This window comes from Actinomycetota bacterium, from assembly GCA_041658565.1.
Lineage (GTDB): Bacteria > Actinomycetota > AC-67 > AC-67 > AC-67 > JBAZZY01.
This window is the reverse complement of the sequence record JBAZZY010000035.1, coordinates 1-25,054: the sequence shown is the minus strand read 5'-3', so window position 1 is coordinate 25,054 and position 25,054 is coordinate 1. Positions and strand designations below refer to the sequence as shown.

Genomic DNA, 25,054 nt, shown 5'->3' with positions numbered 1-25,054 from the left:
CCACCGCCGCCGCCGCCAACGCGGCCTCGGGCGGCTAACTCCCGTAGAGTTTGAGGCCGTGTACGAAGGAGCCCTTGCAGCGTGAAAGGCTCACAAGCTACGAGTCAACCAGATCGGGGGCAGTCCCCCTCCATCGTCGCGTATAACACGTGGAACACCTCAGCCGGCGAATGCTTGGGGTCGCCGCCCAGTCCACGCTCACGCAAAGCCTCGAGCGCGTTGCGCGCGCCCTGGAGCCTCCGACGCAATCCATCATCTCTTGGCACGGAACCTCGCGTTACGCCCATCGCCGGGCGTCAATGACCTAGTCCGGCGGCGAGTCGCCAACGGCGTCTGTTTCCTCCATCATCACGACGACCCCCGACTCGCGAATACCGGCGAGCGACGCAAGTCCGACCCGACAGATGATCCTGCGTCCGCGGCGGTTCAGTGCCGGGACGATGATCACTTCATGTGCCGTGGTCCCCGACAAACACGACTGGATGGCAGGGGCTAAATCATCCATCGGCAATCCGATGTCCAGATCGCCCAGTCTCCGACCGAGCACTTCTTCCGTTCGCAGGCCCCACAGATCTTCGGCCCACTTATTCCAGACACGGATCTGCAGATCGCGATCCACGACGACAACGCCGACGCGAACGCTCATGAGGATCAACTCAAAGAACGAGTTGAGTCGCTTCAGTTCGTCGGAAGTGATCCGCGAGTCGTCGTTGATGGTCTGCAGTTCCTCGTTCGTGGACTGCAACTCCTCGTTCGTCGTCTCAAGTTCTTCGTTCGTGGACTGCAACTCCTCGTTCGTCGTCTCAAGTTCCTCGACGGTGGACTGCAACTCCTCGTTCGTCGTCTCAAGTTCTTCGTTCGTCGACTGGAGTTCCTCGTACGCGGTTTCGAGTTCCTGCGTCGAACGCTGAATCTCCTCCTGCATCCGATCGATGCGCGTCATGTCCGTGAACATGACCGAGGCACCCAGGAGACCTCCCTCACCGTCCATGATCGGGGCGACGCGAACATCGAAGGTCTGGAGGTCGCCGGATTTCGTCGCACGTTCGACGTTTGCGATGGTGACGGTCCGCCGCTCCTCAAACACCTGCTCAATTCGCGAGCGAAGTTCCGCCGGTCGGTACGAGATCTCCAGGTCTTGAAGCGGACGGCCGACATCGCGTGCAGCTACATTGAAGGACGACCGGGCTTGATCATTGGCAAGGATGAGAATCTGGTCCACGTCAACGACGATTTGCGCCACCGGCGCCACCTCAAAGGCGGCGTCGCGCAGCCGAACCTGTCGCGCGACATGGTCTCCAACGGTCAATGCGTCCACCCCTCGCATGCCCGGCGCGCGACGCCTGGGGATCGGCGCCGGAATGCTCTTGAAGATGCGGTGCTTCAAGTCCAGTGGTGAGAACCTATCGCTGTGAGCGAGAAGCATCTCGGCCTTGCCGAGGAAGAGAACGCCCGCGTCGTTCAGCGCAAAATGCAGATGATCGAGGATGCGGGATTGGGCATCGGAATTGAAATACATCAACAGATTACGGCACAGGACGATGTCCAGCCGAGAAATCGGCGCATCCTGCACGAGATCGTGCCGCCCGTAGATGATGCACCGCCGAAGGTCGTCCCGGAACACGAAGCGATCGCCTTGCTGGACGAAGTACCGGTCGCGCAACCCGGGTCCGACGTCCTCCAGATTCTTCGACGTGTAACTACCCTGACGGGCTTGCGTGAGCGCCTCTTCGTCAACGTCGGTTCCATAGACCTTGACGCGCTCCCGAAAAGCCTCGGGACCAAGCGCCTCGGCGAGGGTGATCGCAATGCTGTAGGGCTCCTCACCTGATGCGCAACCGGCGCTCCAAACACGGATAGGCTCTTGCGGACCCTTCGACGCGATGATCTGGGGGATCACGTCGGTTGCGAGCGTGTCCCACGCCGCCTTGTCCCGGAAGAAATGCGTGACGTTGATCAGGATCGTGTTGAAGAGAACGGCGAACTCATCCGGGTGAACCTCGAGATAATCGACGTACTCGCCGAACGACGCGATCCCCACGTCGCCCATCCGTTTCCGTAGTCGGCGCGACAAAGTCGACCGCTTGTACCCGGTAAAATCAAACGCGCGCGAATGCTTGAGGTACTCAAGAAGAGCTTCGAGTTCCTCGTCGAGATGCTCAGTCACTCGTGTCCCTCCATAACAAGCTTCACCAATGCCGAGGTGATCTCGGCCAAGGGGAGTATGAAATCGACGCAGCCGGTTTGGATGGCAGCGCCCGGCATCCCGAAGAAGTCCGACGACTCCTGGTCCTGGGCAATAACCGTGCCGCCCATCTTCTTCACCGCTTCGACTCCCGTCGCCCCGTCACTACCTGTCCCAGTCAGCACAACGGCGACCACGCGCTCACGGTAGCTCGCGGCGACCGACTCGAACAAGAGATCGGCCGAGGGCCGAACGAAGTGCACCAACGCCGCCTGTGAAAGTGAAATCGTTCCGTCCGGGTTAATCAGGAGGTGGCGGTTGGGCGGCGCGATGTAGATCGTTCCCGGCTCGAGCCGAGCACCTTCTGTGGCCTCTCTTGCAGGGAGGGATGTGTGACGGCTCAGGATGTCGGCCATCAGGCTTTGGTGGCTAGGATCAAGGTGCTGCACCACCGTGATCGCGGCCGGAAAGTCGACCGGAAGAGTGGAGAGAACCGCGGTGAGGGCCTGGAGCCCGCCCGCGGATGCAACAATTGCAACGACATCGAATACCGCAGACGGGAAGGCATGAGTCCCTTCCGACTGCACGTTGGGCTCTTCCACCATGGAGTTCCCCCTTGATGGGATCATACGTCCCCAGGCTGCGACTGAACACACAGTTGCGACAACCAGCGCCATCGGGTACCCCACGGAAGTCGCGAACCGGAGGCCTTGCGGTTTGCTCAGGCGCGCAGGAGGTCGTCGACGAAAACTTCAGGATCGAAGGGCGCGAGGTCGTCGATGCCTTCGCCGAGGCCGACCATCTTGACCGGGATACCGAGTTCCTGTTGCACGGCAATCACAATCCCACCGCGCGCCGTACCGTCGAGTTTGGTCAGGATCAATCCCGTGACTGCGACGGCCTCGGAGAACGCGCGCGCCTGCGCGATCGCGTTCTGACCCGTCGTCGCGTCCAGCACGAGCAGAACCTCGTCCGGAGGCCCGGACTCGCGTTCAAGAACCCGCCGGATCTTGGTGAGTTCCTCCATCAGGTTCCGCTTGTTCTGGAGCCGCCCGGCGGTGTCCACGATGAGCGCGTCGGCGCCGCGCGCGCGCGCAGCGGCAACCGCGTCGAACACCACGGCCGCGGGGTCTGCTCCGGGGGAATGCTTGACGATCTCGGCGCCGGCTGCCTCGGCCCAACGCTGCAACTGCTCGTCGGCAGCCGCGCGAAACGTGTCCGCGGCGGCAAGCACCGTCGAGGATCCGGCGCGCGTGAGTTGCGAGGCGAGCTTGCCGATCGTGGTCGTCTTGCCGACCCCGTTCACGCCCGTCACCAGCCACACCGTTACACCGTCGGTTTTACGCGCAAGTGCGCGATCGGGGGTCCCGAGCACGTCCAGAAGTTCGGCTCGCAGTGCCTGCATCCCGTCACTCACGTCGGCGCGCGCGCGCAACGCCGCAACAATCCGCCCGGTCGCGACCACGCCGACGTCGGCACGCAGCAAGACTTCCTCGAGTTCTTCCCACTGCTCGGGCGTCAGGGACGATCCACCGAACAAGCGACGAATCGAAGCCCCGATTGAACGGACCCGGCCGCGCGCAGGGATCTCCACCGGCGGGGGCGGCGCCTCGACCGGAACGGGTTCGGGTTCAGGTTCAGGTTCGGGTTCGACCGGTTCCACCGGAGGCGGCACCTCGGCGACCTCCGGGAGGGCTTGCACCGGGGGGGGCGCTTCGGGGGGCGCTTCTTCGACCTCGGGAGCCGCCTCTTCGACCTCGGGGGGCGCTTCTTCCAACGGCCGGCGTCTGCGCGCGCCAAGGATGATCCCAGTCGCCAGCGCGACGATCCCAAGGATCAGAATCAGAAGGAGAATGGCCGTTGCGGGCCCGGAGCCGTCGATCATGCGAGCGCGAAGCCTACCAGAGCGCTACGACTCGGCGAGCGACACTTCCGAGACATCTGCAAGCTCAAGGCGCTTGCAGATCGCCTTGCTCACACCTTCGGATCCCATCGAGATCCCGTATAGGGCATCACCGATTTCCATCGTTCGCTTCTGGTGCGTGACGATCAAGAGTTGCGCCGTGTCGCGGAACTCCGATGCCAGGGCGAGGAACCGGTGCAGGTTCACGTCGTCGAGCGCCGCTTCAACCTCGTCGAGTAGATAGAAAGGCGACGGGCGCGCGCGGAAGACGCTGAACAGCAGTCCGACCGCCGTAAGCGCGCGCTCCCCACCCGACAGCAAAGACACGCGCTTCACTCGCTTGCCGGCCGGGCGCGCCTCAACTTCGATTCCGGTATTCAGCACGTCGTCCGGATCCGTGAGCGTGAGCTTGCCTTCGCCGCCGGGGAACAACCGAGAAAACACGGCGGTGAACTCCCGAGAAACGTCAGTGAACGCCTCGCTGAAGATCTCCACGACCTTGTTGTCTACCTCCGCCACCACCGACATGAGATCTCTGCGGCTGTGCTTCAAATCGCCGACCTGCTCGGTGAGGAACGCGTGCCGATCGACCATGCCCTGGTACTGCTCCATGGCGATCGGGTTCACGCGGCCGAGCAAGCCCAGCCTGCGCTCCAGCGTCGAAGCACGGCGGCGCAACTCCTCGCCCTCCTCGGGGTCCGGACGCACGGCTTCGGTGGCCTCCTCGGGACCGAGATCGTGTTCGTCGCGGAGTTTCTGTACGAGTGCCGCAATCCTGTGTGAACGCTCGGCCCGGCGAAGGTCGGCCTCATGTGCCCGCATGCGCGCCTCTTCGAGCGCGGACTCCACGTCACGCCGCTGCGTGCGTCCGACGGTAAGACCCTCCTCAAGTTCACGCCGGCGCCCTTCGCCTCCGGCGCGCTCTTCGCGAGCGATCTCGGCCCACGCGGCCGTCCGGTCGGCCGCGGTGCGCGCCGCGGATTCGACCAACGCCGCGCGCGCGGCCCCGGCAAGCCATTTCGTGCGGCCGGCCTCCCAGCGCGCGCGTTCCTCGGCAACCCGGCGCGCGCGTTCACGCAAAGCAGACAGCGCGGCGCCTGCCGCACGCTCCCGCTCGGTCGCCTCGCCCAGGCGCAAAGCCCGATCCGCTGCCATCCGTTCGATCTGCGCAAGCGTCGCGGCATCCACGGCAGGCTCGGCCGAGACGGCCCGCGACAAACGTTCTTCGATTGCCTTCAGCTTCTCGGCATCGGCGGATTGCCGAGCCACGACCTCCGCAATCCGCCCGGCGAGGACGCCGTCCTCACGCGCGCACGCTGCGGCGTCCGCCTCCGTGCGACCGAGTCGCTCGGTGGCGCCGGCGACGGTGGCGTCGAGCGAGTTCATGCGCTCGTCCAGAACGGCAACTTCGCGCGCCAAAACCTCGAGGTCGGCGCGAGCGTGCTCGGTGGCCCGGCGCGCAGCTTCCAAAGCGTCGGTGACCCGGGCAACATCCTCGGCGGTCCGGCGAAGTTCCTCGCGCGGGTTGCGCGCGTCTACCGGCGCACCACCCTCGATCGAGCTGGGACCCAGCACGTCGCCGTCTGTCGTCACGACCGTGACCGCGGGATGGCGCGCGTGAACCTCGGCAGCCTCGTCGAGCGTCTCGGCCAGCACGATCCCGGCGACCGCCGCGCGCGCCACAGCGTCGTGTGTACCCCAGGATTCGACAACTTCGCCAAGTGAACGCAAACCCGCGGGAACCGGTGCCCGCGCAGGTGCACCGGGGATGGCGATCACCACGCGAGCGTCCTCGGTCTTCAGCTTCTTCACGGCCGACACCGCATCCGAACGCGACGAGGACACGACCGCGTCGGCAAGCGGGCCGAGCGCCGCGTGCAGCGCGCGTTCGTAGCCTGCGCACGCGCGCAACCCGTCGTGAAGCCGGCCCCGAATTCCCGAAGCTCCCGACAAGATCGCTGCCGGATCCGTCAGCCGCGAAACTTCTTCTTGGAGCAGTGCGGCGCGCGCGGTCAACGCCCCGGCCACGCGCTCGGCCGTTCGCTCCTGCTCGATCACCTCGTCGACGAGCACTCGGCGAGCGTCACGACGAGCCTCGGCCTCGTCGAGCAACGCACCGAGCGAGGCCTCCTCTTCTTCAAGCAGTTCCAGTTCCTTGCGCACCTCGACGAGTCCGGATGCAGCGGCCGCAGCCTGCTCCTGCGCGATCCGTCGTCGCTCTTCCAGACGGCGACGCTCATCGTCCCCACCTTCCACCGAAGCGCGCAACGCCGAGCGCTCGCCGTGCAGGTGCACTACCTCCTCGCGCGCGCGCGCCGCCTCCTCGCGCGCCGACTGCACCGCTGCGCGCTCACCCTCGGCGCGACGCGCCTCTTCCTGCGCGCTCACACGCTTCTCGGAAGCGTCGGTCACAGCAGCGTCGGCTTCCGACATCTCCTCCTCGGTCGGAGCCTCGCCGCGCGGTTCACGCGCAGCCAAGTCCTCCAGGTGCCGACGACGCTCTTCGGCGAAGCGGGCCAGCGCAACAAAACGATCCCGGATGCCGGCCAGGCGATACTCGGTCCCAAGCACAGCCTCGGAGGCGCGCGAGGCGCGTGCGAGATCTTGCTCCAAGGCTTCGACCCGGGCATTCGCTTCGGCGAGCGCGCGCGAGAACGCGGCCACTTCCTGCGCGGCGCGGCGCTCGGCCTCGGCGTCCTCTTCTCCGGTGACGGTGCCGTAGTCCAGCACCCACACCTTCAACTTCACGTCTCGCAATTCGGCTTCTATCTCGGACGCGCGCTTGGCGACTTCAGCCTGGCGTTCCAACGGCCGGATCTGCCGACGCAACTCCCCGATCACGTCCCCAAGTCGCTCGATGTCGGAGTCGACGCGCTCAAGCTTGCGAACGGCCTTCTCCTTGCGCTTGCGGTACTTAAGTAGACCCGAGGCCTCCTCCAGCACGGCGCGGCGGTCGGCCGGGGACCCCGACAGAACGGCGTCGAGTTGCCCCTGACCGATGATCGTGTGCAACTCGCGGCCGATACCGCTGTCGCTCAACAACTCCTGCACGTCCAGCAATCGACACGTGACGCCGTTGATCGCGTACTCGCTCTCACCGGTACGGAAAAGCGTCCTGCTGATCGTGACTTCAGTGAAATCGATCGGGAGCACGCCCGAGGAGTTGTCGATCGTCAGTTCGACTTCCGCGCGACCGAGAGCCGGGCGCTTGGGGGTCCCGGCGAAGATGACATCTTCCATCTTTCCGCCGCGCAGGGTTTTTGCCCCCTGCTCGCCCAGCACCCACGCGATGGCATCAACGAGATTGGACTTACCGGACCCGTTCGGGCCAACGATAACGGCGACTCCTGGAGAGAAGTCGAAAACCGTTCGATCCGCGAAGGACTTGAAGCCCTTGATCGCAAGGCGCCGGAGAAACACGCGCAATGCTAACACGCGGTCGCTGTGCCTCGTTCGAGGCAGGAACGTGCCGGGAGAAAACGATGCGGCCACCGATCGAAGGTGGCCGCAAACAAACGTTGCTTCGAACTCAAGAACTACGCGAGCGCTCGGACCTCTTCCAGTTTCTTAGGCTCGACCTTGGACTCAACGATCGCGCGAAGCGTGATGATCTCGGCCTCGGCCGCTTCAAGTTCCTTCTCGAGATCGCGAACTCGTCGCTGGAGATCGGCGGCTTGCTTGAGCAGCATGGACGCGCGCGGCTCGCCCAGGAATCCGTACAGCGCCTTCGCCATTTATGCGTCCTCCTTGCGGATTGGGAGGCTCTCACGCCAAGACAAGGTTTACCTGTCCCGGGGTTACAGCCAACTATATCCCAGGCCAAAATCTTCTGGAAGGGCCTCCAAGAGATTCTCGCCTGGAAACTTCTATAGCGTCAAAGACTCAGATGCGTCAAAGAGCGGGAAACCGGCCATTTCAAACCTTCAAACTATGAGAAAGGCGTCCTCTTTCCCTTTCAGGGGCTCCCACTGCACTTCCACCTCGTCCACCCGAGCCGCGGGCGGGCCGGTGCCGCACCATGAGATCACGGCTTCGACGTTCGACCGCGCGCCCTGGATCTCCGCTTCAACGCTGCCGTCGGGGCTGTTGCGCACCCATCCGACTAGGGAAACCCTCCGTGCCTCCTGAGCCATCGCCGCGCGGAAGAAGACGCCCTGGACGCGGCCGACCACGCAAACGCGCGCGCGCACGACACCGCCGGATCCCGGCCCTGCCGGGGGCTCCACGAGCCTCGCCCTCCCGTTTGATCTACTGCCGATAATAAGATCCCGCAGCGATGGCGAACAGAGTGATACTCAGCACGACGAACGCAGCGACTCCCGCCCACTGGACCCGCCCGCCACCGCCTGCCCATTGAGCTAGGCGAACCTCAAGCGGCAACGTGCCTCGCTCCGGCGGAAGAGATACGGAGGTGCCGCACAGCGGACATGCCGCGCCGGCGTAAACCGGATCGAAGTCCAGCCCGCAGCGACCGCACACCACCGTCCGCTCCAGACGCGGTTTCATCGTGCAGCCGCCATCCCTCGCCGACGGGCGCTCACAAGCACCGCGACCACGACGACGTTCCACAGCGCAAACATCGCGAGCAACCCACCACCGGAACGATGCGACTTCCCGGCGACCGACGTACCGAGAACCCGCACTTCGTCGTCATCGGCATCCGCCGGCGGAACCGCGAGCGTCGGCGAGGGGGTCGGGGCGAAGGTGAACGCAGGGAGTTGATCGCCTCCGCGAATGGAAGGCACATGCGTCGTCCCAGGTGCGATCTCGTCCGGCAACTCCGCGTGACCTCCGGCATCAGCGCCACCCAGAACAACTGCGAATCGCTGTGCGGGAACCGACGCGTTGGGGGACGGAGTAGTCCACCCAATCCGGATACCGCCGACGATAGTGCGAGCTTCGAGCGACCCCGTCTCGGTCCGCGCCTCCCGACGTTCCGAGTCCAGCACCCGCACGTCGACTGCCGATGGAGCCAGCGCTTCACGCAGGCGCGCGCGCGCATCACGCAGCCCATCGGGTCCGCCGGGAATCCCCTCTTCGGCGACCTTGGGCCCATCCTGCGTGATCACCACTGGGACGCCTGCAATGGAGACCCCGCCGACCACGAGCTCAGACTCGGTCGCCGTTCCGTCGACCCCCATGGTGGCGCGCGCCAGCGATCGCATCGACCCAATTCGAATCAGTCCTCCGAGTGCCTCCAGGTCCGACGCCGACGTCTTCGCCTCGTACGAGATGTGCGTCGCCGTCGCCACGATCCGCCCCGTCGACGACAAAGCCTCGCCGCGCACGATCCACGGGGAAGCCTGTGCACCCCCCGGCGACGGCGACCCTGCGGGAGCCAGCATCCGCGCGCCCGCAACCTCCGCACGCGCTTCAACTTTGTCGGCCGCGGCCGCGGCCGAGGCAGAGGCCGCCTCAGCGCTACCAGCGCCCGACGGATCGGCGCCGCCCACGGAGCTTCGGCTTACCTCCTCGGGCTTCCCCGGATACCGCGCCGTCGCATATTGAGGCTGCGACAGTCGCATCTGCTCTGGGGCCCCGTAGTCAAAGGCATACTGGTTCCCGGTTGCAACGCCGGCCTGTCCTAGAGGCCCCAAGTCGAATACCGTCGCCGACGCGACCCCGGCAGGACTGGACTCGAGCACAGCCGTCACATACGGAACACTTAGCAACGCAGGTAAGCCGGAGAACTGGTTCGTTTCCCCACTCACCGAAATCGCCATCGCTACGACCGCGCCGCCGTAGGTTCCCAGCGGGGGCGTATACCCTGCCGCGGGCGGAACGGCGGCTGCGACGCAGACGACAACCCCCAGGACGCCGGCGCGCGCAATTCGAGCGCGCCGCGCACGATCCCATCGCATTCGTCTCATCGTCCTCGCCCTTTCTTGGGTACGCGCGCTGCTCTGCCGTTGCCGCCGCCGATGCCCGCGGCTGCCGCACGAACCGCGTCGAGCACAAGGTCGCTCGGGTTCCGCCCCGCCTTCGCGGCAGCGATCTCCAGATCTCTCCACAGCCCTCCGGGGACTCCCACCGTCACCGGCTCGTTCCGGGCGGAATCCAAGAGCGCCGCGTCGGGCGCACGGGCTTCGCGTCCCAGGTAATAGGTACCGGTTCCCTGCGCCGCGAGGTCCTTCGCGCCTCCTTCGAAGGCGACCCGTCCTTTCTCGAGCACGTACGCGCGCGAGGCAAGGCGCAATGCTTGCGCGACGAACTGTTCCACGAGCAAGACCGCCGTGCCTTCACGCGCGATGTCTGCGACATAGGCAAACAGCTCTTGAACGAGCGTCGGCGCCAAACCGAAGGACAGCTCATCGAGCATCAGCAATCGCGGCCGGCTCATGAGGGCGCGCGCGACGGCAAGCATCTGCTGCTGCCCGCCCGACAGCGTCCCTCCGAGTTGCTCCATCCGTTCACGCAGGACCGGGAACAGCGTGGTTACCCGCTCGGTCTCCGACGCCGTCCTGCTTCGCGCAAGACCGGCTCCGTACCCTCCCATCGCAAGGTTCTCTCGGACAGTCAACGTCGGGAATATCCCCCGCCCTTCGGGCAAGTGCGCGATCCCAAGCACCGCAATGCGTTCAGGCGCGAGGCGATCGACGCGCTCACCGTTGAACCGAATCGCACCCCGGTCGCACCGCACGACTCCCGAGATTGCGCGCAAAGTGCTGGACTTCCCAGCTCCGTTCGCGCCGAGCAGTGCGACGACCTCTCCTTCGCCGACCTCCAGCGTCAGCGAATGAAGCGCGCGCACTACCCCATACGACACGCCGACTTCCTCAAGCGCGAGCAGGGACATTGGCCTCCTCTGCCGCTTCCACGCCCAAGTAAGCCTCCACGACCCGGGGGTCGGCGCGAACGTCCGCCGGCCGTCCCTCAGCCATGATCTCCCCGAAGTTCAACACATACAGGTAATCGCAGATTCCCATCACCAGCGCGACGTCGTGCTCGATCAGCAAGATCGTGGTTCCGAGGAGATCGCGGATTCGCAACAAGTCCGCAGCGAATGACTGCGTTTCGCGAGTGTCCATTCCCGACGCGGATTCGTCCAACAACAACAACTCCGGCTTCGATGCCAGCGCGCGCCCCAATTCCACTTTGCGGCGAAGGCCCAGCGGCAGATCACCGGCGGGCCGATCCAGCACCGAGCCCAGATCCAGCAGGTGCACAATTCCGCGCACCTGCTCGCGCGACTTGCGTTCCTGCACGAGCGCCCAAGGCATTCGAAGGATCGACGCGGCAAAGCTTGCCGGGTCGCGCGCATCCTGAGGCACAAGCAGGTTTTCCTCCACCGTCAAGCTGTGGAACACGCGAACCGCCTGAAACGTTCGCGCAATGCCCAGCCTGGCACGCTCGTCCGGCGCCAGACCGCCGATCTCGCGCCCGGCGAAGCGCAACGATCCCTGATCGGGTGAAAGAAACCCGCTCACAACGTTGAATAGCGTCGTCTTCCCCGCGCCGTTCGGCCCGATCAAACCGACTAGTTCACCGGCGTTCACGTGACAGTTAACATCTTTGAGCGCCTGCAACCCGCCGAACGCAAGCGAAACACCCGAGACCTCCAGGACTGCCACGCTAGGACACCCCCTCAGCAGCGGCCTCGAGTTCGAACTCGAGTTGCGGCCCGCGATCCGCCGGATTCGCGATTCCGCGATGCGTCAAAGAACCGAGAGGCCACCGGGCGCGCGCACCAGCCAAAGCAGCGCCGACGGTGGGCACCAGCCCCTGCGGCGCCAGAATCGTTTGCAGCACCAATGCGCCACCGGAAATCAGCGGGACCAACTGGCGCAGATCCTCTTTGCCGAGGAAGAACGAAAGTCCGGGAATCCCCTCCAGCACTTGCGGCGACAACACGATGAAGGCGGCCCCATAGATGGTGCCCTGAATGCTCGAAGATCCCATGATCGTAAGGATCGCAAGCAGAACCAAAGACTTGGTCCACGGGTACTGCTGAATGGTGACCGTCTGGTCGAGGCCCGCCCCCAACGCGCCGGCGAGGGCGGCGATCGCCGATGCCAACGAGAACCCGAAGAGCTTCGCACGCGTAACCGCCACTCCGGATGCCGCAGCACCCGACTCCGCATCGCGGATCGACTGGAACATCCGCCCGATCCTGCCTCGGCGAACCGAAAGCACGACCATCACGACGCCCACGAAGGCAACGAGCAAGACCTGGAAGTACACCCGGTCCGACGCGAGGTTGAGTCCCGGAATCGACGGCCGGTCCACTCTGCGACCCCCGACGCCTCCGGAGAACCAGTTGAGCGTGAAGACGAACTGATCAAACACGCGCGCGATCGCGAGCGTCACAACCGCCAGAGCAAGTCCGCGGATGCGAAGTGCCGGGAGTCCGACGAGCATGCCGAGCAGGTACCCGGCCGCAACCGACAGAGGAAGCGCCACCCAGAACCCGATACCGGAATGCGCGATGAGGGCGCCCGCGAGGAACCCGCCGAACCCCATGAGTTCGGCGTGCATCAACGAGGGCTGCCCGAGCAATCCGGTGATCAAGGTCATCCCGAGAAGAGCGATGGCGAACACGAGGATCTGAGACAGCGTGTAAGCGCCGTACTCATTGAGCGCGAACGGCAGAACCGCCGCCAAAGCTATCCCCGCGACGACCGCCGCGCGCCGCGCCGCCGGGCTTCGACCGGATGCCGGTCGCGCAGGGCGCGCGCCGGCGCTCTCGGGCGCCTCTCGGGACACCGCCCGCACCAACGCCGAGCGCGGACGAAGCAGTGCGAACAAGATGACACCGAGCGCCAGCAAGTCGGCCAAACCCATGATGTTGAGCTGCTTGATCCCCGGCAAGCTCGGCGCGACCGACTGTACAACGCCGAGCGCGATCGCCGCCGCGAAGGCCTTGGGAAGGCTCACCAACCCGCCGCTCAAAGCTGCTGCAAACGAGAAGATGACCACCAGCGTCAACGAATACGTATCCAGCGGGACCTTGCCCTTCTGCGACAGCAGGATCCCCGCAATCGCGGCGAGCCCACTTCCCATCGCCCATGCGGCGGCGTTCACGCGATCAACCTTGATCCCTAGGATCCGAGCCGTGGAGGGATCGTCGGCCACGGCCCGCATCGCGACGCCAAGTTGCGCGCGCCGAAAGAAGGATGCGAGCCCGACTGTCAACAATCCGGCGACAACCAGGTCGATGATCTCCGCGTAGTCGATTGATACGCCGGGGAACCGCACTGTCCCATTGGGGACGAGTTGCACGGGCAGGTGGTAAGCGCTCGCACCCCAGATGATCCCGACAATGCTCGTCAGCACAAGCAGCCACCCGAGAGTGACGACGACCTTCACGAGCGGAGGCCGCCCTTCAAGGGGCCGAATCGTGAACCGCTCAACGACGCCGCCGAGCAGCACCGAGAACGCGACCGCAATCAGAACTGAGATCATGACATTCACGTGCCATAGGTTCGCGAACTGATACGCAACGAACGTGGCCGCCATTCCGATCGCGCCGTGAGCGAAGTTCAATACGCGCGTCGTCTTGTAGACCAGAACAATGCCCATCGCCCCAAGGGCGTACATGGCTCCGTTGACGATCCCCAGGATCGTCAACGACAAGAACAGGCCGGTGTTCAAGGCGCCTATCCGAACGACTTCGGCGGCCGTTTGATGGGGTAGAACCGGGCGTCATAATCCCAGCACTGCCAGTCCGGGTAAACGTCCTTCCAGCCCCCTGATTTCCACTCCTGAACCTCGATGCAACGCACCGCATCATGATCTTCAGGCAAGTATGTGACCGGCGACAGCAAGTCGAGCTTGACCTCTCGGAAGGTCTCCAGCGCGCGAATCAGGCTCTCGCGCGTCGGCTCGGCCCCTGCGCGCCGCAATCCCTCCACGAAGACTTGCGCTCCGCTCCAGGACATCTCCGCCAGGGCTGCGATCGTCGTTCCGGGGTAGTACCGATGCAAGTTGTCGACGTAGCGTCGCGGTCCGGGCAAATCCATGTGAATCGACGGGAGCAGTTCGCTCTCGAGGTTGATCGCGTGCGTCTTCTCCAAAACGTCCGACACGTACGCGTTACGTTCGCTGTCGGCGAACCCGGAACTGAAGACCTGCGGGTACCAGTTCTGCTGCGCCAGTGCCTGGAACAACCGCACGTAACTCATCGGGTCGAGGCCGACCAGAATCGAGTCCGCGCCCATCGCGCGCCAATTGAGAACTTTTGCGTTGTAGTTGGTCTCCGTGGCGTCGATCTTCTCGTACGTCACCGGCTCTACGCCGTCGCAACGCGCGATGCCCCGTTTGAAACCCTCAATCATCTGATCGGAATACGACAAGTTCACGACGGCAACCGCCGGATGCTTTACGCCGGCCTCGCAAGGGAACCGCGCAAGGCCTGCGCCGGCTTTCGCGAAATTCCCACTCACAGGGAAGAAGTTCCGATGACCGAACTCCTGGGGGACCCCAAGCCCGCCGATTACAGGAATGCCGACCTTGGCGAAGTACTCACTCGCAGCGGGTTCAGTGTTCGGCGCGAGCCAGCCGACGATGGCGAAGACCTTGTCCTGCTCGACCAGTCGCCGCGCGGCGTTGAGCCCTTGCGTGGGGTCGTAGCCATCATCGTAGGAGATCAACTCGATCTTGCGACCGTTGACTCCACCCTGAGCGTTGATCATCTGGATGTACGCACGCGCAGAGTAGGTAGCCGCCCGACCGTCGAACGGCCCGGTCTCGGTGAAGATGGAGCCGATCTTGATCGACCCGCGAGATACTCCGGCCTTCGAGTCGGGCGACCGGGAATTGATCCCCTCTCGCGCACCCCCGCGCACCGCTCCCGAGTTGGCTGCCGCCGCGGAACCCCCGGCCGTCCCACCGTCGCCGGAAGCGGCGGTCGAATCAAGCGGTCCGGTGTCGACAAACCCGTCTCCTGCGACGGGTGCCGCAGCAGAGCGCGCGCCAAGATCACCGTAATAGCCGGCGATGAGCGCTCCGAATGCCAGCGTTAGCGCGCACGCCGCAGCAAGCAAACGGAAAAACAAACGGTCCTGGCGGTTGGTTGGGTCCATCGGCTCCCCTGAGAAACCCTGACGTGCCAGTGCACTTCTCGAATCCCGCCGTGCCGCAGACATCGACGCGAATCCGATCGCGATCCTAGATTCGACGTTTCCCTGTGGTTGTCCTCCGCCCCCGAGACATGGCTTGCCGGACCTTCGCGCGCCTACAAGGCACGGCATCCCTTCTATCCGACTCGGAATGCTTTCGTCCAACCCGCCCCGTGTGCGTATTGTCGGTTTTCCGCGCTCTCGTCCTATAGTGCCCATCCGGCACGCGAGAGCCGAGCATCGCCAATCTCACTACTTGAGTGGAGAGTGCATGAAGATCGACGTGGTCACGGGGGCATGCGGGTTCGTCGGAAGCCATCTAGTGAAACAGTTGGTACAGCAGGGACGCCGTGTTCGAGCGACCGACCTTCCCTGCGCACACAACCATCCCGAGGAGGCAACTCGGCGCCGGATACTCGACCTCGACTACGAACGAGACGGCGTCGAGTGGGTCCCGTCGGACCTAACCCGCCCTGAAACGCTGGCTCCGCTGTTCGCCGGGGGTGACGTCGGGTGCCTATTCCACACGGCGTCCCTGTACGACTACGCCGCCCCCTGGGAAGCGCTCGAACGGGTCAACATCCACGGGGTCACAAACCTGCTGGCGGCCGCGCAACAAGGCGGCATCGAGCGGATGATCCACTGGTCCACTTGCGGCGTCTACGGTCACCCGTACTTCCCGGGCTCGCACCTCGAAGGCCGACCTCACCGCTCCGCACTCGAGTTCCTGTGGAATCAAGCGATCAGGCCCTGGCAAAAGGACCCCACGTTCCGTCGCCCGCAGCGACACCCCACGAACCAGCCGATGACCGAGAACCGCTCGACGCCCAAGAACACGGACGCAGAGAAGCCTGCGGGAACGTACTTCTCGAACGACTACTCCCGCTCCAAGTGGCTGCAGGAACAAATCGTGTGGCGCCACCACCGCGACCACGGCCTGCCCGTGACCGTTGTGAGGCCGGCCCCCGTCTACGGTCCGGGCTCGACGTACGGTGTTACCGGATTGCTGATAGCGCTGTCCGAGGGAGTTCTTCCTGTGTACCCGGCCGCGAGCAAGTTCCTCTTGTTCGGCGGCAATATCCACGTGCGAGACGTGGCGCGCGCGGCGGTGTTTCTGTCCGAGAGGCCTGAATCGATCGGCGAGGACTACAACCTCTCCGATGGTTACCTACTCACACACCGCGAAGCATTCGAGACCGCAGCCGGACTACTCGGACGCAGGGTCCACTTCATTCCGGGAGTTCCGCTGCCGGTTTGGCAGCAGTTCGTCGTGGCTGTCGCGAAGACGGCTGCGGCACTGGAGAAGCGGTTCCCCGGCTACACCCGCAGCAGAGTGCTCGACCTCGGTCAACTCACGTATCTGACCATCGGAATCTGGGTCTCGAATCGCAAACTCCGCGACTTGGGATTCGAGTTCGACTACCCCGATTTCAGGGACGGGCTGGCCGAAACCGTCGCATGGCTAATCGAGACCGGCGCGATCCAATAGGCAGAACTGCGACCGCTCAGTACCTGGGCATAGTTGAGTCGACTTGGCGCGCCCATGCATCGATGCCGCCCGCAAGATGCTTGGTGTGCGTCAACCCAATGTCATGCAGCCACCGCAGGACCTCCGCCGAGCGCGCGCCGACCTTGCAGTGCACCACGACGTTGCCCGACTGAGGGATCTCGCTCGCGCGCGCCACGATCTCGTTCATCGGGATCAGTTTCGCGCCCTCGAAATGCACGATCTCCCACTCGTGATGATCTCGCACGTCGATGATCGCGACTTCCTCGCCCGAGTCGATGAGGTTCTTCAACTCCTGCGGAGTCAGAGAGAGTTGCGACGCGAACTGGGCAACGTCCTCGGTCACGCCGCAGAACGCTTCGTAGTCGATCAGTTCGGTGACGGTGGGGTTCTTCCCGCAGACCGGGCACTCAGGATCCTTGCGAACCTTCAGTTCGCGGAACTTCATCTCGAGGGCGTCGTAGACCAACATCCGCCCGATCATCGAGTCGCCGACACCGGTGATTAGCTTTACGGCCTCGGTCGTCTGCAGCGAACCAACCGTCCCGCACAGCATGCCCAGGACCCCACCTTCGGCGCAGGACGGAACCATGCCCGGCGGAGGCGGCTCAGGGAAAAGGCAACGGTAGCAGGGGCCGTACTCGGCCCAGAAGACCGAAAGCTGCCCATCGAAGCGGAAGATCGACCCCCACACGTAGGGCTTTCCGAGCAACACGCAGGCATCGTTGACCAGATACCGAGTCGGGAAGTTGTCCGACCCATCCACGATCAAGTCGTAGTCCCGAAACAGGTCCAGCGCGTTGTCCGAACTCACGAACGTATCGTGCTTGATCACCTTCACGCCCGGATTTATCTCGCGGATCGAGTCGGCCGCGCTGTCAAGCTTCTTGCGCCCGATGTCGGTCTGACCGTGAATGATCTGACGCTGAAGGTTGGTCTCGTCCACCACGTCGAAGTCGACCAAGCCGAGGGTCCCGACACCCGCGGCGGCGAGGTACATCGCCACCGGCGAACCGAGTCCTCCCGCGCCGATGCAAAGCACCTTGGCGTTCTTCAATCGACGCTGCCCGACGATGGTGATGTCGGGAATGATGAGGTGGCGCGAGTACCGCCGGATCTCCTGGTTGGAAAGATCCGGCGCCGGCTCGACCAAGGGGGGCGGACGTCGTGCTGCTTCGCTCATGGAATCCTCTGATGTGCCGCGGGACGACCCGGGTTTCCGAGTCTCAATTCATGCTAACGCCGTCGTATTCCGAGGGCGAACCGGTCCCTTCGCGCTTAGAACCCGGCGGTGTCGGCCAGCTTCGTGTCGTCCTGCGAGCAGGGAGCGTCTGCGGTGAACAAGTCCTTGTCCCCGATCGGCCACTCACCGGCGTAATAGCGCCGCCCTTGATTCATGACCCGGACGCATCCCTCTCCCGCCCTGCCCTCCGGAGGTGTCCCCGTCGGGTCCCACCACCAACCCATCGCGGAGTCGACGAAGTTGTAGGACGAAACCGCCTTGGGTCCGTACGGACCGTATCCGCCCATCGGCTCGTAAGGGTTGTCCCGATCTTGATACTGGAAGGTGAACATCCCCTGTTCGACGGTTTCCGGCGTCAAGCGCGGACCCGCCGCTTGGATCGCCTGGAATAGGTTCAGGAACAGGTGGTAGATATCGAAGTTGAACCGGACGTTCGGTTCGGTTTGCGGTTCCTGCGACCGGTAGGACTGATACCAGAACTGGGAGTGGAACCCTGGATTCCGCCAGTGGTGGTTCACTCCGAAACTCGGCTGCTTCGGATCCCCATACGTCTGGTTCCAGATCGCCCGGTACATGCGACTAGCGTGGTCCCAATACCACTCGGGGTGATAGTCGACCGAGTTCGCGGCGTTCTGCATGGTCGATACCGTCAGCTCCGTCTGAACCGGAACGCAGTAGCACACGACGGTGGTGATTCCCTCTTGCTTGAAGGCCGCCATGAACGTGGGAGCCTCCTTGCCGCCGGCACCCGCCGTCCCGCCGGCCTCGAAGGGGCGGGTGTCATCAAACGTCATCCCGCATTCCTTCTTGACGTCGTCCTGCAACAAGTGCGCGAGACGCGTCATTTCCGGCCCCCGCTCAGCGTTCACCGGATAGATCAACCCGAACTTACGCTTGGAAGTCTTGAGATTCGCGTCGCCGGCAAACTGTGCCTTGTGTCCGCGGAGAACCCTGCAGATGAAGGAACCGCTCCAGGCGGATTCGGCCTCCTGGTCGGGGAAGAAGCCCCAAACGTACGGGCGGTTGTTCTCGTAGATCGACCGCGGGACGTCGGAGTTCAATCCGAACACCGGGATCTTGTAGTCGCGAGCCATGGCCTCGAAATAGCATGAGGCCCCATCCCCCAAGTGCACCGACGCGAACGGCTCATGGTCCATCTTGGATACGGCCGCGTCTCCCTGGCGACCTCCGCAGGGCGTCGTTATCCCTCCGGACTTCTGCGCAACCAAACGAACCCGGCGACCGTAGGTCTGGTAGCGGCTCTGGAAGTAACGGAGCTGCGCCTTGATGGTTCGGACCAGATACTGGCACTCGTACGGCCCGGTTCCGCATGTGTGTTCGTCCGAAGGCTGCCACGGCGTGTTCATGTCCCCGCTGACGTCAAGGTCGTTGTAGAACACGACCTTGATCTCGTCTTTGGTTACGCCGGGGAAGGTCTTACCGCCGTTGTCTCCGTCCCAGAACGGCACGCACGGCGGGGAAAGCGGGTCTTCGGTTTGGCGCGGCGGGTTGCCGACGCAGTCGGTCTGGCGCGGCACACGCTGCGGCGGCGGCAACGCCTGTCCGGGCATCGCGCCCTCGCCTTGCCCACCGGCACCGATGCCGGCCGAAGTCGCGGCGTTTGTTTCGCCGAAGTTCGCAGCCTGTGCTGCTTGCTGACGGCCGGGAACCGGCGCGTACTCCGCAGATGCGGTGGGGTTGTTCTGCGGCACGCGCAGGGGGTTCGGAAGAACCAGAAACACCATAAGAGCCGACACGGCCAAAGCCGCGAAAGGCGGCCAGCGCCGGTTCGCGGCACCGGAAACATTCGTCACGAGATCACCTCAGGGTAGGGTTTCGCCACTCTTCGCTGGTCCAGACGCGCGAAGAGGCCGGATGGTTCGCTTCCCGGACCATCCGCATGTGCGCCGGGGATGCATAGACCCATCATCAAACCTGGCACTGCGGGCAGAAGTACGTCGAGCGACTCCCCCACCGCTCCCGCGTGACCGGAGTGCGGCACCGGCGGCAGGGCTTCCCCTCCTGGGCGTAGACCTTCAAGTGATGCTGGAACTCGCCGGCCTTCCCGTGCAGGTCCCGATACGTCTCGTCCTCGAGCGTGACGCCACCGTAGCGAATCCCCTCTTGCAGAACCTCCTGCATCGCGCGGTAGAGCCGGCGAACCTCCTGAGAGGTCAGAGAGGCCGAGGGCCTGTCATGCCGCAATCCGGCAGCCCAAAGGACCTCATCCGAGTAGATGTTGCCGAGCCCGCTGATGAACTTCTGGTCCATCAAGAGGCTCTTAAGCTTGGCGCTCCTGGATACGAGGAGTTCGCTGAACAATTGCCATGTGAACGCATCCCCCAACGGATCCAGTGCGATGTGCTGAAGTTCCTTGACGCCGTCGAGTCCGTCTGCGGAAGCCACGAACAGCTCTCCGAACGTGCGGATGTCGATGAAGCGCAGCTCACCCCCGGGCTGGAGACGAATGACCACGTGGGTGTGCTTCTCCGTCGTCTTGCGACCCGTCGCGCGCTCGATCCTGCCGGTCATCCCAAGGTGGATCACCAACACGTCGCTCGAATCAAGGTGAGCCAGCAGGTACTTGCCTCGGCGATCCACCTTGACGATCTTGCGGCCCACGAGTGCGTCGATGAATTCCTTCTTGTTCTTGTGGCGACGCACGATGCGCGGAAGCTTGACGTCTACTTCCTTGATCCGACGCCCAACCGCCTCGCGATCCAAGTCCCGGCGAATGACCTCAACTTCGGGAAGCTCAGGCACCGGTCACCGTCCCGCCTTGCCTTCTAGAGCGGCGCGCGCCGGCCGGCGCCCCGCGAAGTCGCTCGACGGCCACCCTTGCCGCCGCCTGCTCGGCTTCCTTCTTCGACCTGCCGGCGCCGGCCCCGTATGACGTCCCGGCAAGCCGGACTTCGGCCTCGAACCGCTTCGAGTGGTCGGGACCCGATTCGGTGAGAACGTATTCGGGAAGCGTGCTCAACTCCGCGGCAGCCAGTTCCTGCAACGCCGTCTTGTAGTCGTGAACGACGCCGCCCTCCACTTGCCCGCGAATCCGGGGAAGAAACAGACCGAGGACGACCGCAGACGCGTGCTTGATCCCGCGGTCGAGGTAGATCGCGCCGAAGACGGCTTCCAGCGTGTCCGCGAGGATCGAAGACTTGTCTCTCCCGCCGGTCATCTCTTCGCCTTTGCCGAGCTTGACACAGTCCCCCAGCCCGATCTCGCGAGACACATCCGCAAGGACCGTCATGTTGACCAGCGCCGCGCGCATCTTGGCGAGGTCGCCCTCAGGGCGATCCGGATACTCCTCGTACAGCGCCTTCGTGACCACAATGCCCAGCACGGAGTCCCCGAGGAACTCCAGACGTTCGTTCGTGGGCAACCCGCCCTGCTCGTAGGCAAACGAACGATGGGTAAGGGCAAGCTCCCACAGTTCGCGGTCGCGCAATACCGCGCCGAGCTTCCGCTCGAGCGGGGTGCCGCCGCGACCGAAGCGCAACCGCGCCATGCGTTCTACTTGGTATGCAGGACCTGTCGCCCCGCGTAAGTGCCGCAGTTCGCGCACGCTCGGTGGGGAAGCTTCGGCTTCTTGCATTGCGGACAGGTGACACTCGCTGCCGAGGTCACGCTGGCAAACCACTGCGCCTTTCGCGACCGCGTCCGCGTCCGCGGCTTCTTCCTCTTCGGTACCGGCATCTATTCCTCCGTGTGTTCGAAACGCTCTTTGAGCCCGGCCAGCGGCTCCCATCTAATGTCCACCCGTTCAACCCGGTGTCCGCAATCCGCCTCGTTCCGGTCGGCTCCGCACTCGGGGCACAGCCCCTTGCAATCCGTCCGGCACAGCGGGTTCAGCGGGAGATTCACCAGCACCACGTCGCGAAGCGCCGGCTCCAAATCGAGGAACCCGTCGATGATCTCACGTGCCTCATCGTCGTCGACTGCATCCTCCGACGGAGTGAGGTACAACTCGTCAAACAGAACCTCAACGTCACCGTTCAGCGTGGCAAGGCACCGGCGACAGTGCCTTTGCACAACGCCCCGAACCGTCCCCGAGGCGTGAATCCCATCCACCAAGGCCTCGAAACGGAGTCGCACGTCAAGGCTCGAGCCCTCTTCGACCCGAGAAAGCGGCATGGAGAGCCCTTCCAGAACGCAGCGGACCTCGAACTTCAGTGAAGCGCCGGGGCGCCGCAGAAGCTCCGAGACATCTATCGATAGGGTTGAGGGTTCGCGCACAGCGCTCACGAGGTGCCTTGCCATCTGGGTCAACGATATCACAAGCGCCCAATAGACTACTTGACCAGCACAAACACCGCCTCTTCGAGAGGCCGCGAAGATAACCGCTTATCGGCCGGGGAGCGTGCCGAGATCTTCGGCGTCTTCCGCGGAAGCCAACTGGTCGGCCTCAATGCGGCCTGCGATCCGGGCACGACCGCGCTCAACCGCCTTCAGCGTCTTCTGCAGAGCAATCTCGAACGTAGCAAGCTTTCCCTCGACGTAATGCTCGGCCTCGGAGCGCATCTTGCGGGCGGCCTCCTCTGCCTCGGCGATCCGCCGATCGGCCTCTCGGGTCGCTCCTTCTACGATCTCGGTCTGCGACAACAGCTTTTGGCGTTCGGCGCGCGCGCGTTCGGCGATGCGCTGCGCTTGCGCTTGCGCTTGCGCGATCACTTCGTCTCGATCCCGAATGACGGCGCGGGCGCGGGCGATCTCCTCGGGAATCGAACGCTTCAGCACGTCGACCAACTCAAGGAGGCTCTGTCGGTCGATGAGCACTGAGGACGACAATGGCATGTTGCGAGCAGTACGGATCGTTTCCTCGACCTGGCGAACGAGATCCTCGAGCACGGACATCTGTCCGATGGGAATCGTAAGCGGCGCCTCCTCGCGCGACGATGTCACCGTCGCGCTGATTTCTTCGTGATGCGCTTCATTCGCCACGGAACCGCTCCTTCATCTTGCGCGCGACCTCAACCGGCACGAACGCGCTGACATCGCCGCCAAACCGGGCGACCTCTTTCACCAGACTCGACGACAAGAAGCTGTACGTCGGAGTTGCCACCATGAAGAACGTCTCGACCCCGGCCAACCGATGATTCATCTGCGCCATCTGCAACTCATAATCGAAGTCGCTCACGGCGCGCAGGCCCTTCACGAACACGTAGATGCCTCGCTGGATCGCATAGTCGACCAGGAGTCCATCGAAAGCGTCGACTTCGACGCCCGGGGTTCCGGCGAGAACCTCCTTGCCGAGGGCAACGCGCTCCTCCAGGGAGAACATGGGAGCCTTACCCGGGTTCTGAGACACGGCCAGCACAACCCGAGGGAAATGCCTTCGGGCACGCTCGATGATGTCGAGGTGCCCGTTTGTGATGGGGTCAAACGTCCCCGGGTAGATCGCCGTCAGCTCTTGTTTCATCCCGTATCGCCATGCCTACCTGCGTTTGCCCGAACCTCCGAGTCCGGGTCTCGCGGAAGCCCGCCGGCCACTCCAATATCTCCGACGCGGCCTCCACGACAACCGTCCCGCCTGGGCGAACCCAGTCCTCGGCAGCAATCCTGTCCAGGACGCGGGCACAGAATCCTAGGCCACGGGCGTACGGGGGGTCAAGAAAGACCAGGTCAAAGGGGGTGCGGGGCGCGCGCGCAAGATACCGCAGCACATCGACTCGATGCACTCGTACCTGATCCGCAAATCCGCACGCGGCCGCGTTGTCTCTCGCCGCGGCACAGGCGGCCGAATCCGAATCCACGAACACCGCTTCCCGCGCGCCGCGCGACAACGCCTCGATCCCCAACGTCCCCGCGCCGGCGAATAGATCGAGCACGCGCGCGTCACGCGGTGCATCGCCGAGGATGTCGAAGATGCTCTTGCGGACCATGTCGGCGGTCGGACGCATTTCCGGCGTCGAGGGCGCGCGCAAACGTCGGCCCTTGGCGATCCCCGCGGTCACGCGCATCTCAGGATGCGAACAGCCAGTCGAGACGGTCGGCGAACCTGCGCCGCACTTCCTCGTTCAATGCCCGGTGCTCAGGCATTGCCAATGTCGGATCGCGATCAACAATGGCAAATGCTTCGGCGCGCGCTTGCACGAGCACCTCGACGTCGCGCAGTAGGTTGGCGAACTGAAGGTCTCCGCGACCCGACTGAAACGGCGCGCGCTTCCCTTCCTCCACCGACCCTCGTCCGAACAACTGGCCTGCGCCGCGGATCTCCAGATCTAGTTCAGCGAGACGAAAGCCATCGGTCGTTGAGGCCATGGCCTCAAGGCGCCGCGCCGCTTCCCTGCGCGCATCGTCATCATCCAACTCGGCCGCGGTGAACAAGTAGCAGGCCGAGGAGTGCCTACCCCTGCCGATCCGGCCCCGCAACTGGTGAAGTTGAGAAAGCCCGAACCGGTCGGCGTCCTCAATCACCATCACGGTCGCGTTGGGGACGTCCACCCCGACTTCGATAACGGTTGTGGCCACCAAAACATCTATCTCCCCGGCCCGCACGGCCTTCATGACCTCTTCCTTCACTTGAGACTTTAGCCTTCCGTGGATCAATCCAACTCGGAAGTCCGGGAAGACCTCGGTTTTGATGCGCTCGAACTCAGTTTCGGCTGCCTTGACCTCCAGCGACGAGGACTCTTCCACCAACGGGCACACCACGAACGCCTGGCGCCCCGCGGCGACCTCCCCTCGGATGTGCTCGTAGGCGTCCTCGCGCGCACTGTCGTTCGAAGCAACCGTTGTGCGAACCGGCGTGCGGCCGGCAGGCATCTCATCCAGCGTCGAGACGTCCAGGTCTCCGTACAGGGTAAGCGCCAGGGTCCTGGGGATAGGCGTCGCGGTCATGATCAATGCGTCAGGATGCACGTCGCCCTTGCCTCGGGTGCGCAGCGAGACCCGTTGGTGGACGCCGAACCGGTGCTGCTCGTCCACGATCGCCAGCCCGAGCCGTTCGAACTCGACCCCTTCCTGGATCAAGGCGTGAGTACCGACGAGCATCATCGCCTGCCCCGATGCCGCCGCTTCCAGTGCTCGCCGACGGTCTTTGCTGGCGGTGGACCCGGTCAGCAGGTGCACGCCGAAGCCGTCGCCGAACAGTCTCCCCTCCGACGGCGCCAGGTCGCGAAGCGGTTCCAGTACGCGCGTAACCGACAGGTAATGCTGC

23 protein-coding genes are annotated in these 25,054 nt (G+C 64.2%); 1 reads left to right on the top strand and 22 read right to left on the bottom strand.

Annotated features, from left to right (window positions below; translation table 11 throughout):
- Positions 1-304: 304 nt before the first annotated feature.
- From WDA27_13355 to WDA27_13300, 12 genes are all read right to left on the bottom strand, one after another.
- Positions 305-2,167 carry a CheR family methyltransferase gene (locus tag WDA27_13355; GenBank protein MFA5891916.1) on the bottom strand — a complete coding sequence of 621 codons (1,863 nt, stop codon included), beginning with the start codon at positions 2,165-2,167 and terminating at the stop codon, positions 305-307.
- On the bottom strand, positions 2,164-2,790 hold the full coding sequence (locus WDA27_13350) for a chemotaxis protein CheB (GenBank protein MFA5891915.1): 627 nt from the start codon (positions 2,788-2,790) through the stop codon (positions 2,164-2,166). The genes WDA27_13355 and WDA27_13350 overlap by 4 nt, the downstream gene beginning before the upstream one ends.
- Positions 2,791-2,906: 116 nt before the next feature.
- Positions 2,907-4,070, bottom strand: coding sequence for a signal recognition particle-docking protein FtsY (gene ftsY, locus WDA27_13345; GenBank protein ID MFA5891914.1), 1,164 nt, complete (start codon positions 4,068-4,070; stop codon positions 2,907-2,909).
- A 24-nt stretch (positions 4,071-4,094) separates the two neighbouring features.
- Entirely contained in the window at positions 4,095-7,508 is a 3,414-nt protein-coding gene (gene smc, locus WDA27_13340; GenBank protein MFA5891913.1) for a chromosome segregation protein SMC, read from the bottom strand.
- A gap of 116 nt (positions 7,509-7,624) precedes the next feature.
- A complete protein-coding gene (locus WDA27_13335; GenBank protein ID MFA5891912.1) occupies positions 7,625-7,822 on the bottom strand; it encodes a hypothetical protein in 198 nt (65 codons plus the stop codon).
- Positions 7,823-8,011: 189 nt separating this feature from the next.
- Positions 8,012-8,314, bottom strand: coding sequence for an acylphosphatase (locus WDA27_13330; protein MFA5891911.1), 303 nt, complete (start codon positions 8,312-8,314; stop codon positions 8,012-8,014).
- Positions 8,315-8,336: 22 nt separating this feature from the next.
- Complete coding sequence (locus WDA27_13325) at positions 8,337-8,594, bottom strand: hypothetical protein (protein MFA5891910.1); 258 nt, start codon at positions 8,592-8,594, stop codon at positions 8,337-8,339.
- Complete coding sequence (locus WDA27_13320) at positions 8,591-9,958, bottom strand: hypothetical protein (GenBank protein MFA5891909.1); 1,368 nt, start codon at positions 9,956-9,958, stop codon at positions 8,591-8,593. The genes WDA27_13325 and WDA27_13320 overlap by 4 nt, the downstream gene beginning before the upstream one ends.
- On the bottom strand, positions 9,955-10,884 hold the full coding sequence (locus WDA27_13315) for an ABC transporter ATP-binding protein (protein MFA5891908.1): 930 nt from the start codon (positions 10,882-10,884) through the stop codon (positions 9,955-9,957). Before WDA27_13315 ends, WDA27_13320 begins: the two co-directional genes overlap by 4 nt.
- Positions 10,865-11,659: an ABC transporter ATP-binding protein gene (locus WDA27_13310; protein ID MFA5891907.1), complete on the bottom strand. Its 795-nt coding sequence runs from the start codon at positions 11,657-11,659 to the stop codon at positions 10,865-10,867. Before WDA27_13310 ends, WDA27_13315 begins: the two co-directional genes overlap by 20 nt.
- A gap of 1 nt (position 11,660) precedes the next feature.
- Positions 11,661-13,679 carry an ABC transporter permease gene (locus WDA27_13305; protein MFA5891906.1) on the bottom strand — a complete coding sequence of 673 codons (2,019 nt, stop codon included), beginning with the start codon at positions 13,677-13,679 and terminating at the stop codon, positions 11,661-11,663.
- A 5-nt stretch (positions 13,680-13,684) separates the two neighbouring features.
- The gene (locus tag WDA27_13300; protein ID MFA5891905.1) at positions 13,685-15,109 is read right to left on the bottom strand and encodes an ABC transporter substrate-binding protein; all 1,425 of its coding nucleotides are present in this window, start codon (positions 15,107-15,109) and stop codon (positions 13,685-13,687) included.
- Positions 15,110-15,416: 307 nt separating this feature from the next.
- On the opposite strand from WDA27_13300, the gene WDA27_13295 reads away from it, so the two are divergent.
- Positions 15,417-16,634: an NAD-dependent epimerase/dehydratase family protein gene (locus WDA27_13295; protein MFA5891904.1), complete on the top strand. Its 1,218-nt coding sequence runs from the start codon at positions 15,417-15,419 to the stop codon at positions 16,632-16,634.
- A 16-nt stretch (positions 16,635-16,650) separates the two neighbouring features.
- Here WDA27_13295 and moeB read toward each other — a convergent pair whose 3' ends face one another.
- From moeB to WDA27_13245, 10 genes are all read right to left on the bottom strand, one after another.
- The gene (moeB, locus tag WDA27_13290) at positions 16,651-17,835 is read right to left on the bottom strand and encodes a molybdopterin-synthase adenylyltransferase MoeB (GenBank protein MFA5891903.1); all 1,185 of its coding nucleotides are present in this window, start codon (positions 17,833-17,835) and stop codon (positions 16,651-16,653) included.
- Positions 17,836-17,930: 95 nt separating this feature from the next.
- Positions 17,931-19,709 (bottom strand): hypothetical protein, encoded by a 1,779-nt coding sequence (locus WDA27_13285; protein MFA5891902.1) that lies wholly within the window; start codon positions 19,707-19,709, stop codon positions 17,931-17,933.
- Positions 19,710-19,824: 115 nt separating this feature from the next.
- Complete coding sequence (gene mutM / locus WDA27_13280) at positions 19,825-20,658, bottom strand: bifunctional DNA-formamidopyrimidine glycosylase/DNA-(apurinic or apyrimidinic site) lyase (protein MFA5891901.1); 834 nt, start codon at positions 20,656-20,658, stop codon at positions 19,825-19,827.
- Positions 20,651-21,403, bottom strand: a complete 753-nt coding sequence (rnc, locus tag WDA27_13275) for a ribonuclease III (protein ID MFA5891900.1) — start codon at positions 21,401-21,403, stop codon at positions 20,651-20,653. Before rnc ends, mutM begins: the two co-directional genes overlap by 8 nt.
- A 5-nt stretch (positions 21,404-21,408) precedes the next feature.
- The gene (gene rpmF / locus WDA27_13270) at positions 21,409-21,591 is read right to left on the bottom strand and encodes a 50S ribosomal protein L32 (protein ID MFA5891899.1); all 183 of its coding nucleotides are present in this window, start codon (positions 21,589-21,591) and stop codon (positions 21,409-21,411) included.
- A complete protein-coding gene (locus tag WDA27_13265) occupies positions 21,592-22,155 on the bottom strand; it encodes a DUF177 domain-containing protein (GenBank protein MFA5891898.1) in 564 nt (187 codons plus the stop codon).
- Between the two features lie 84 nt (positions 22,156-22,239).
- Entirely contained in the window at positions 22,240-22,836 is a 597-nt protein-coding gene (locus WDA27_13260) for a hypothetical protein (GenBank protein MFA5891897.1), read from the bottom strand.
- Complete coding sequence (gene coaD / locus WDA27_13255; GenBank protein ID MFA5891896.1) at positions 22,826-23,314, bottom strand: pantetheine-phosphate adenylyltransferase; 489 nt, start codon at positions 23,312-23,314, stop codon at positions 22,826-22,828. Before coaD ends, WDA27_13260 begins: the two co-directional genes overlap by 11 nt.
- On the bottom strand, positions 23,274-23,855 hold the full coding sequence (rsmD, locus tag WDA27_13250) for a 16S rRNA (guanine(966)-N(2))-methyltransferase RsmD (protein MFA5891895.1): 582 nt from the start codon (positions 23,853-23,855) through the stop codon (positions 23,274-23,276). The genes coaD and rsmD overlap by 41 nt, the downstream gene beginning before the upstream one ends.
- 1 nt (position 23,856) lies before the next feature.
- The coding region (locus tag WDA27_13245; GenBank protein ID MFA5891894.1) for a helicase-related protein at positions 23,857-25,054 on the bottom strand (1,198 nt) is incomplete at its 5' end.

Coding starts and splice junctions, on each gene's coding strand:
- WDA27_13320 (MFA5891909.1), bottom strand. CDS start 9,958: ATGAGACGAATGCGATGGGATCGTGCGCGGCGCGCTCGAATTGCGCGC.
- ftsY (MFA5891914.1), bottom strand. CDS start 4,070: ATGATCGACGGCTCCGGGCCCGCAACGGCCATTCTCCTTCTGATTCTG.
- rsmD (MFA5891895.1), bottom strand. CDS start 23,855: ATGCGCGTGACCGCGGGGATCGCCAAGGGCCGACGTTTGCGCGCGCCC.
- rpmF (MFA5891899.1), bottom strand. CDS start 21,591: ATGCCGGTACCGAAGAGGAAGAAGCCGCGGACGCGGACGCGGTCGCGA.
- WDA27_13350 (MFA5891915.1), bottom strand. CDS start 2,790: ATGGTGGAAGAGCCCAACGTGCAGTCGGAAGGGACTCATGCCTTCCCG.
- WDA27_13325 (MFA5891910.1), bottom strand. CDS start 8,594: ATGAAACCGCGTCTGGAGCGGACGGTGGTGTGCGGTCGCTGCGGGCTG.
- coaD (MFA5891896.1), bottom strand. CDS start 23,314: ATGAAACAAGAGCTGACGGCGATCTACCCGGGGACGTTTGACCCCATC.
- WDA27_13335 (MFA5891912.1), bottom strand. CDS start 7,822: ATGGCGAAGGCGCTGTACGGATTCCTGGGCGAGCCGCGCGCGTCCATG.
- WDA27_13265 (MFA5891898.1), bottom strand. CDS start 22,155: ATGGCAAGGCACCTCGTGAGCGCTGTGCGCGAACCCTCAACCCTATCG.
- WDA27_13295 (MFA5891904.1), top strand. CDS start 15,417: ATGAAGATCGACGTGGTCACGGGGGCATGCGGGTTCGTCGGAAGCCAT.
- WDA27_13300 (MFA5891905.1), bottom strand. CDS start 15,109: ATGGACCCAACCAACCGCCAGGACCGTTTGTTTTTCCGTTTGCTTGCT.
- rnc (MFA5891900.1), bottom strand. CDS start 21,403: ATGGCGCGGTTGCGCTTCGGTCGCGGCGGCACCCCGCTCGAGCGGAAG.
- WDA27_13315 (MFA5891908.1), bottom strand. CDS start 10,884: ATGTCCCTGCTCGCGCTTGAGGAAGTCGGCGTGTCGTATGGGGTAGTG.
- moeB (MFA5891903.1), bottom strand. CDS start 17,835: ATGAGCGAAGCAGCACGACGTCCGCCCCCCTTGGTCGAGCCGGCGCCG.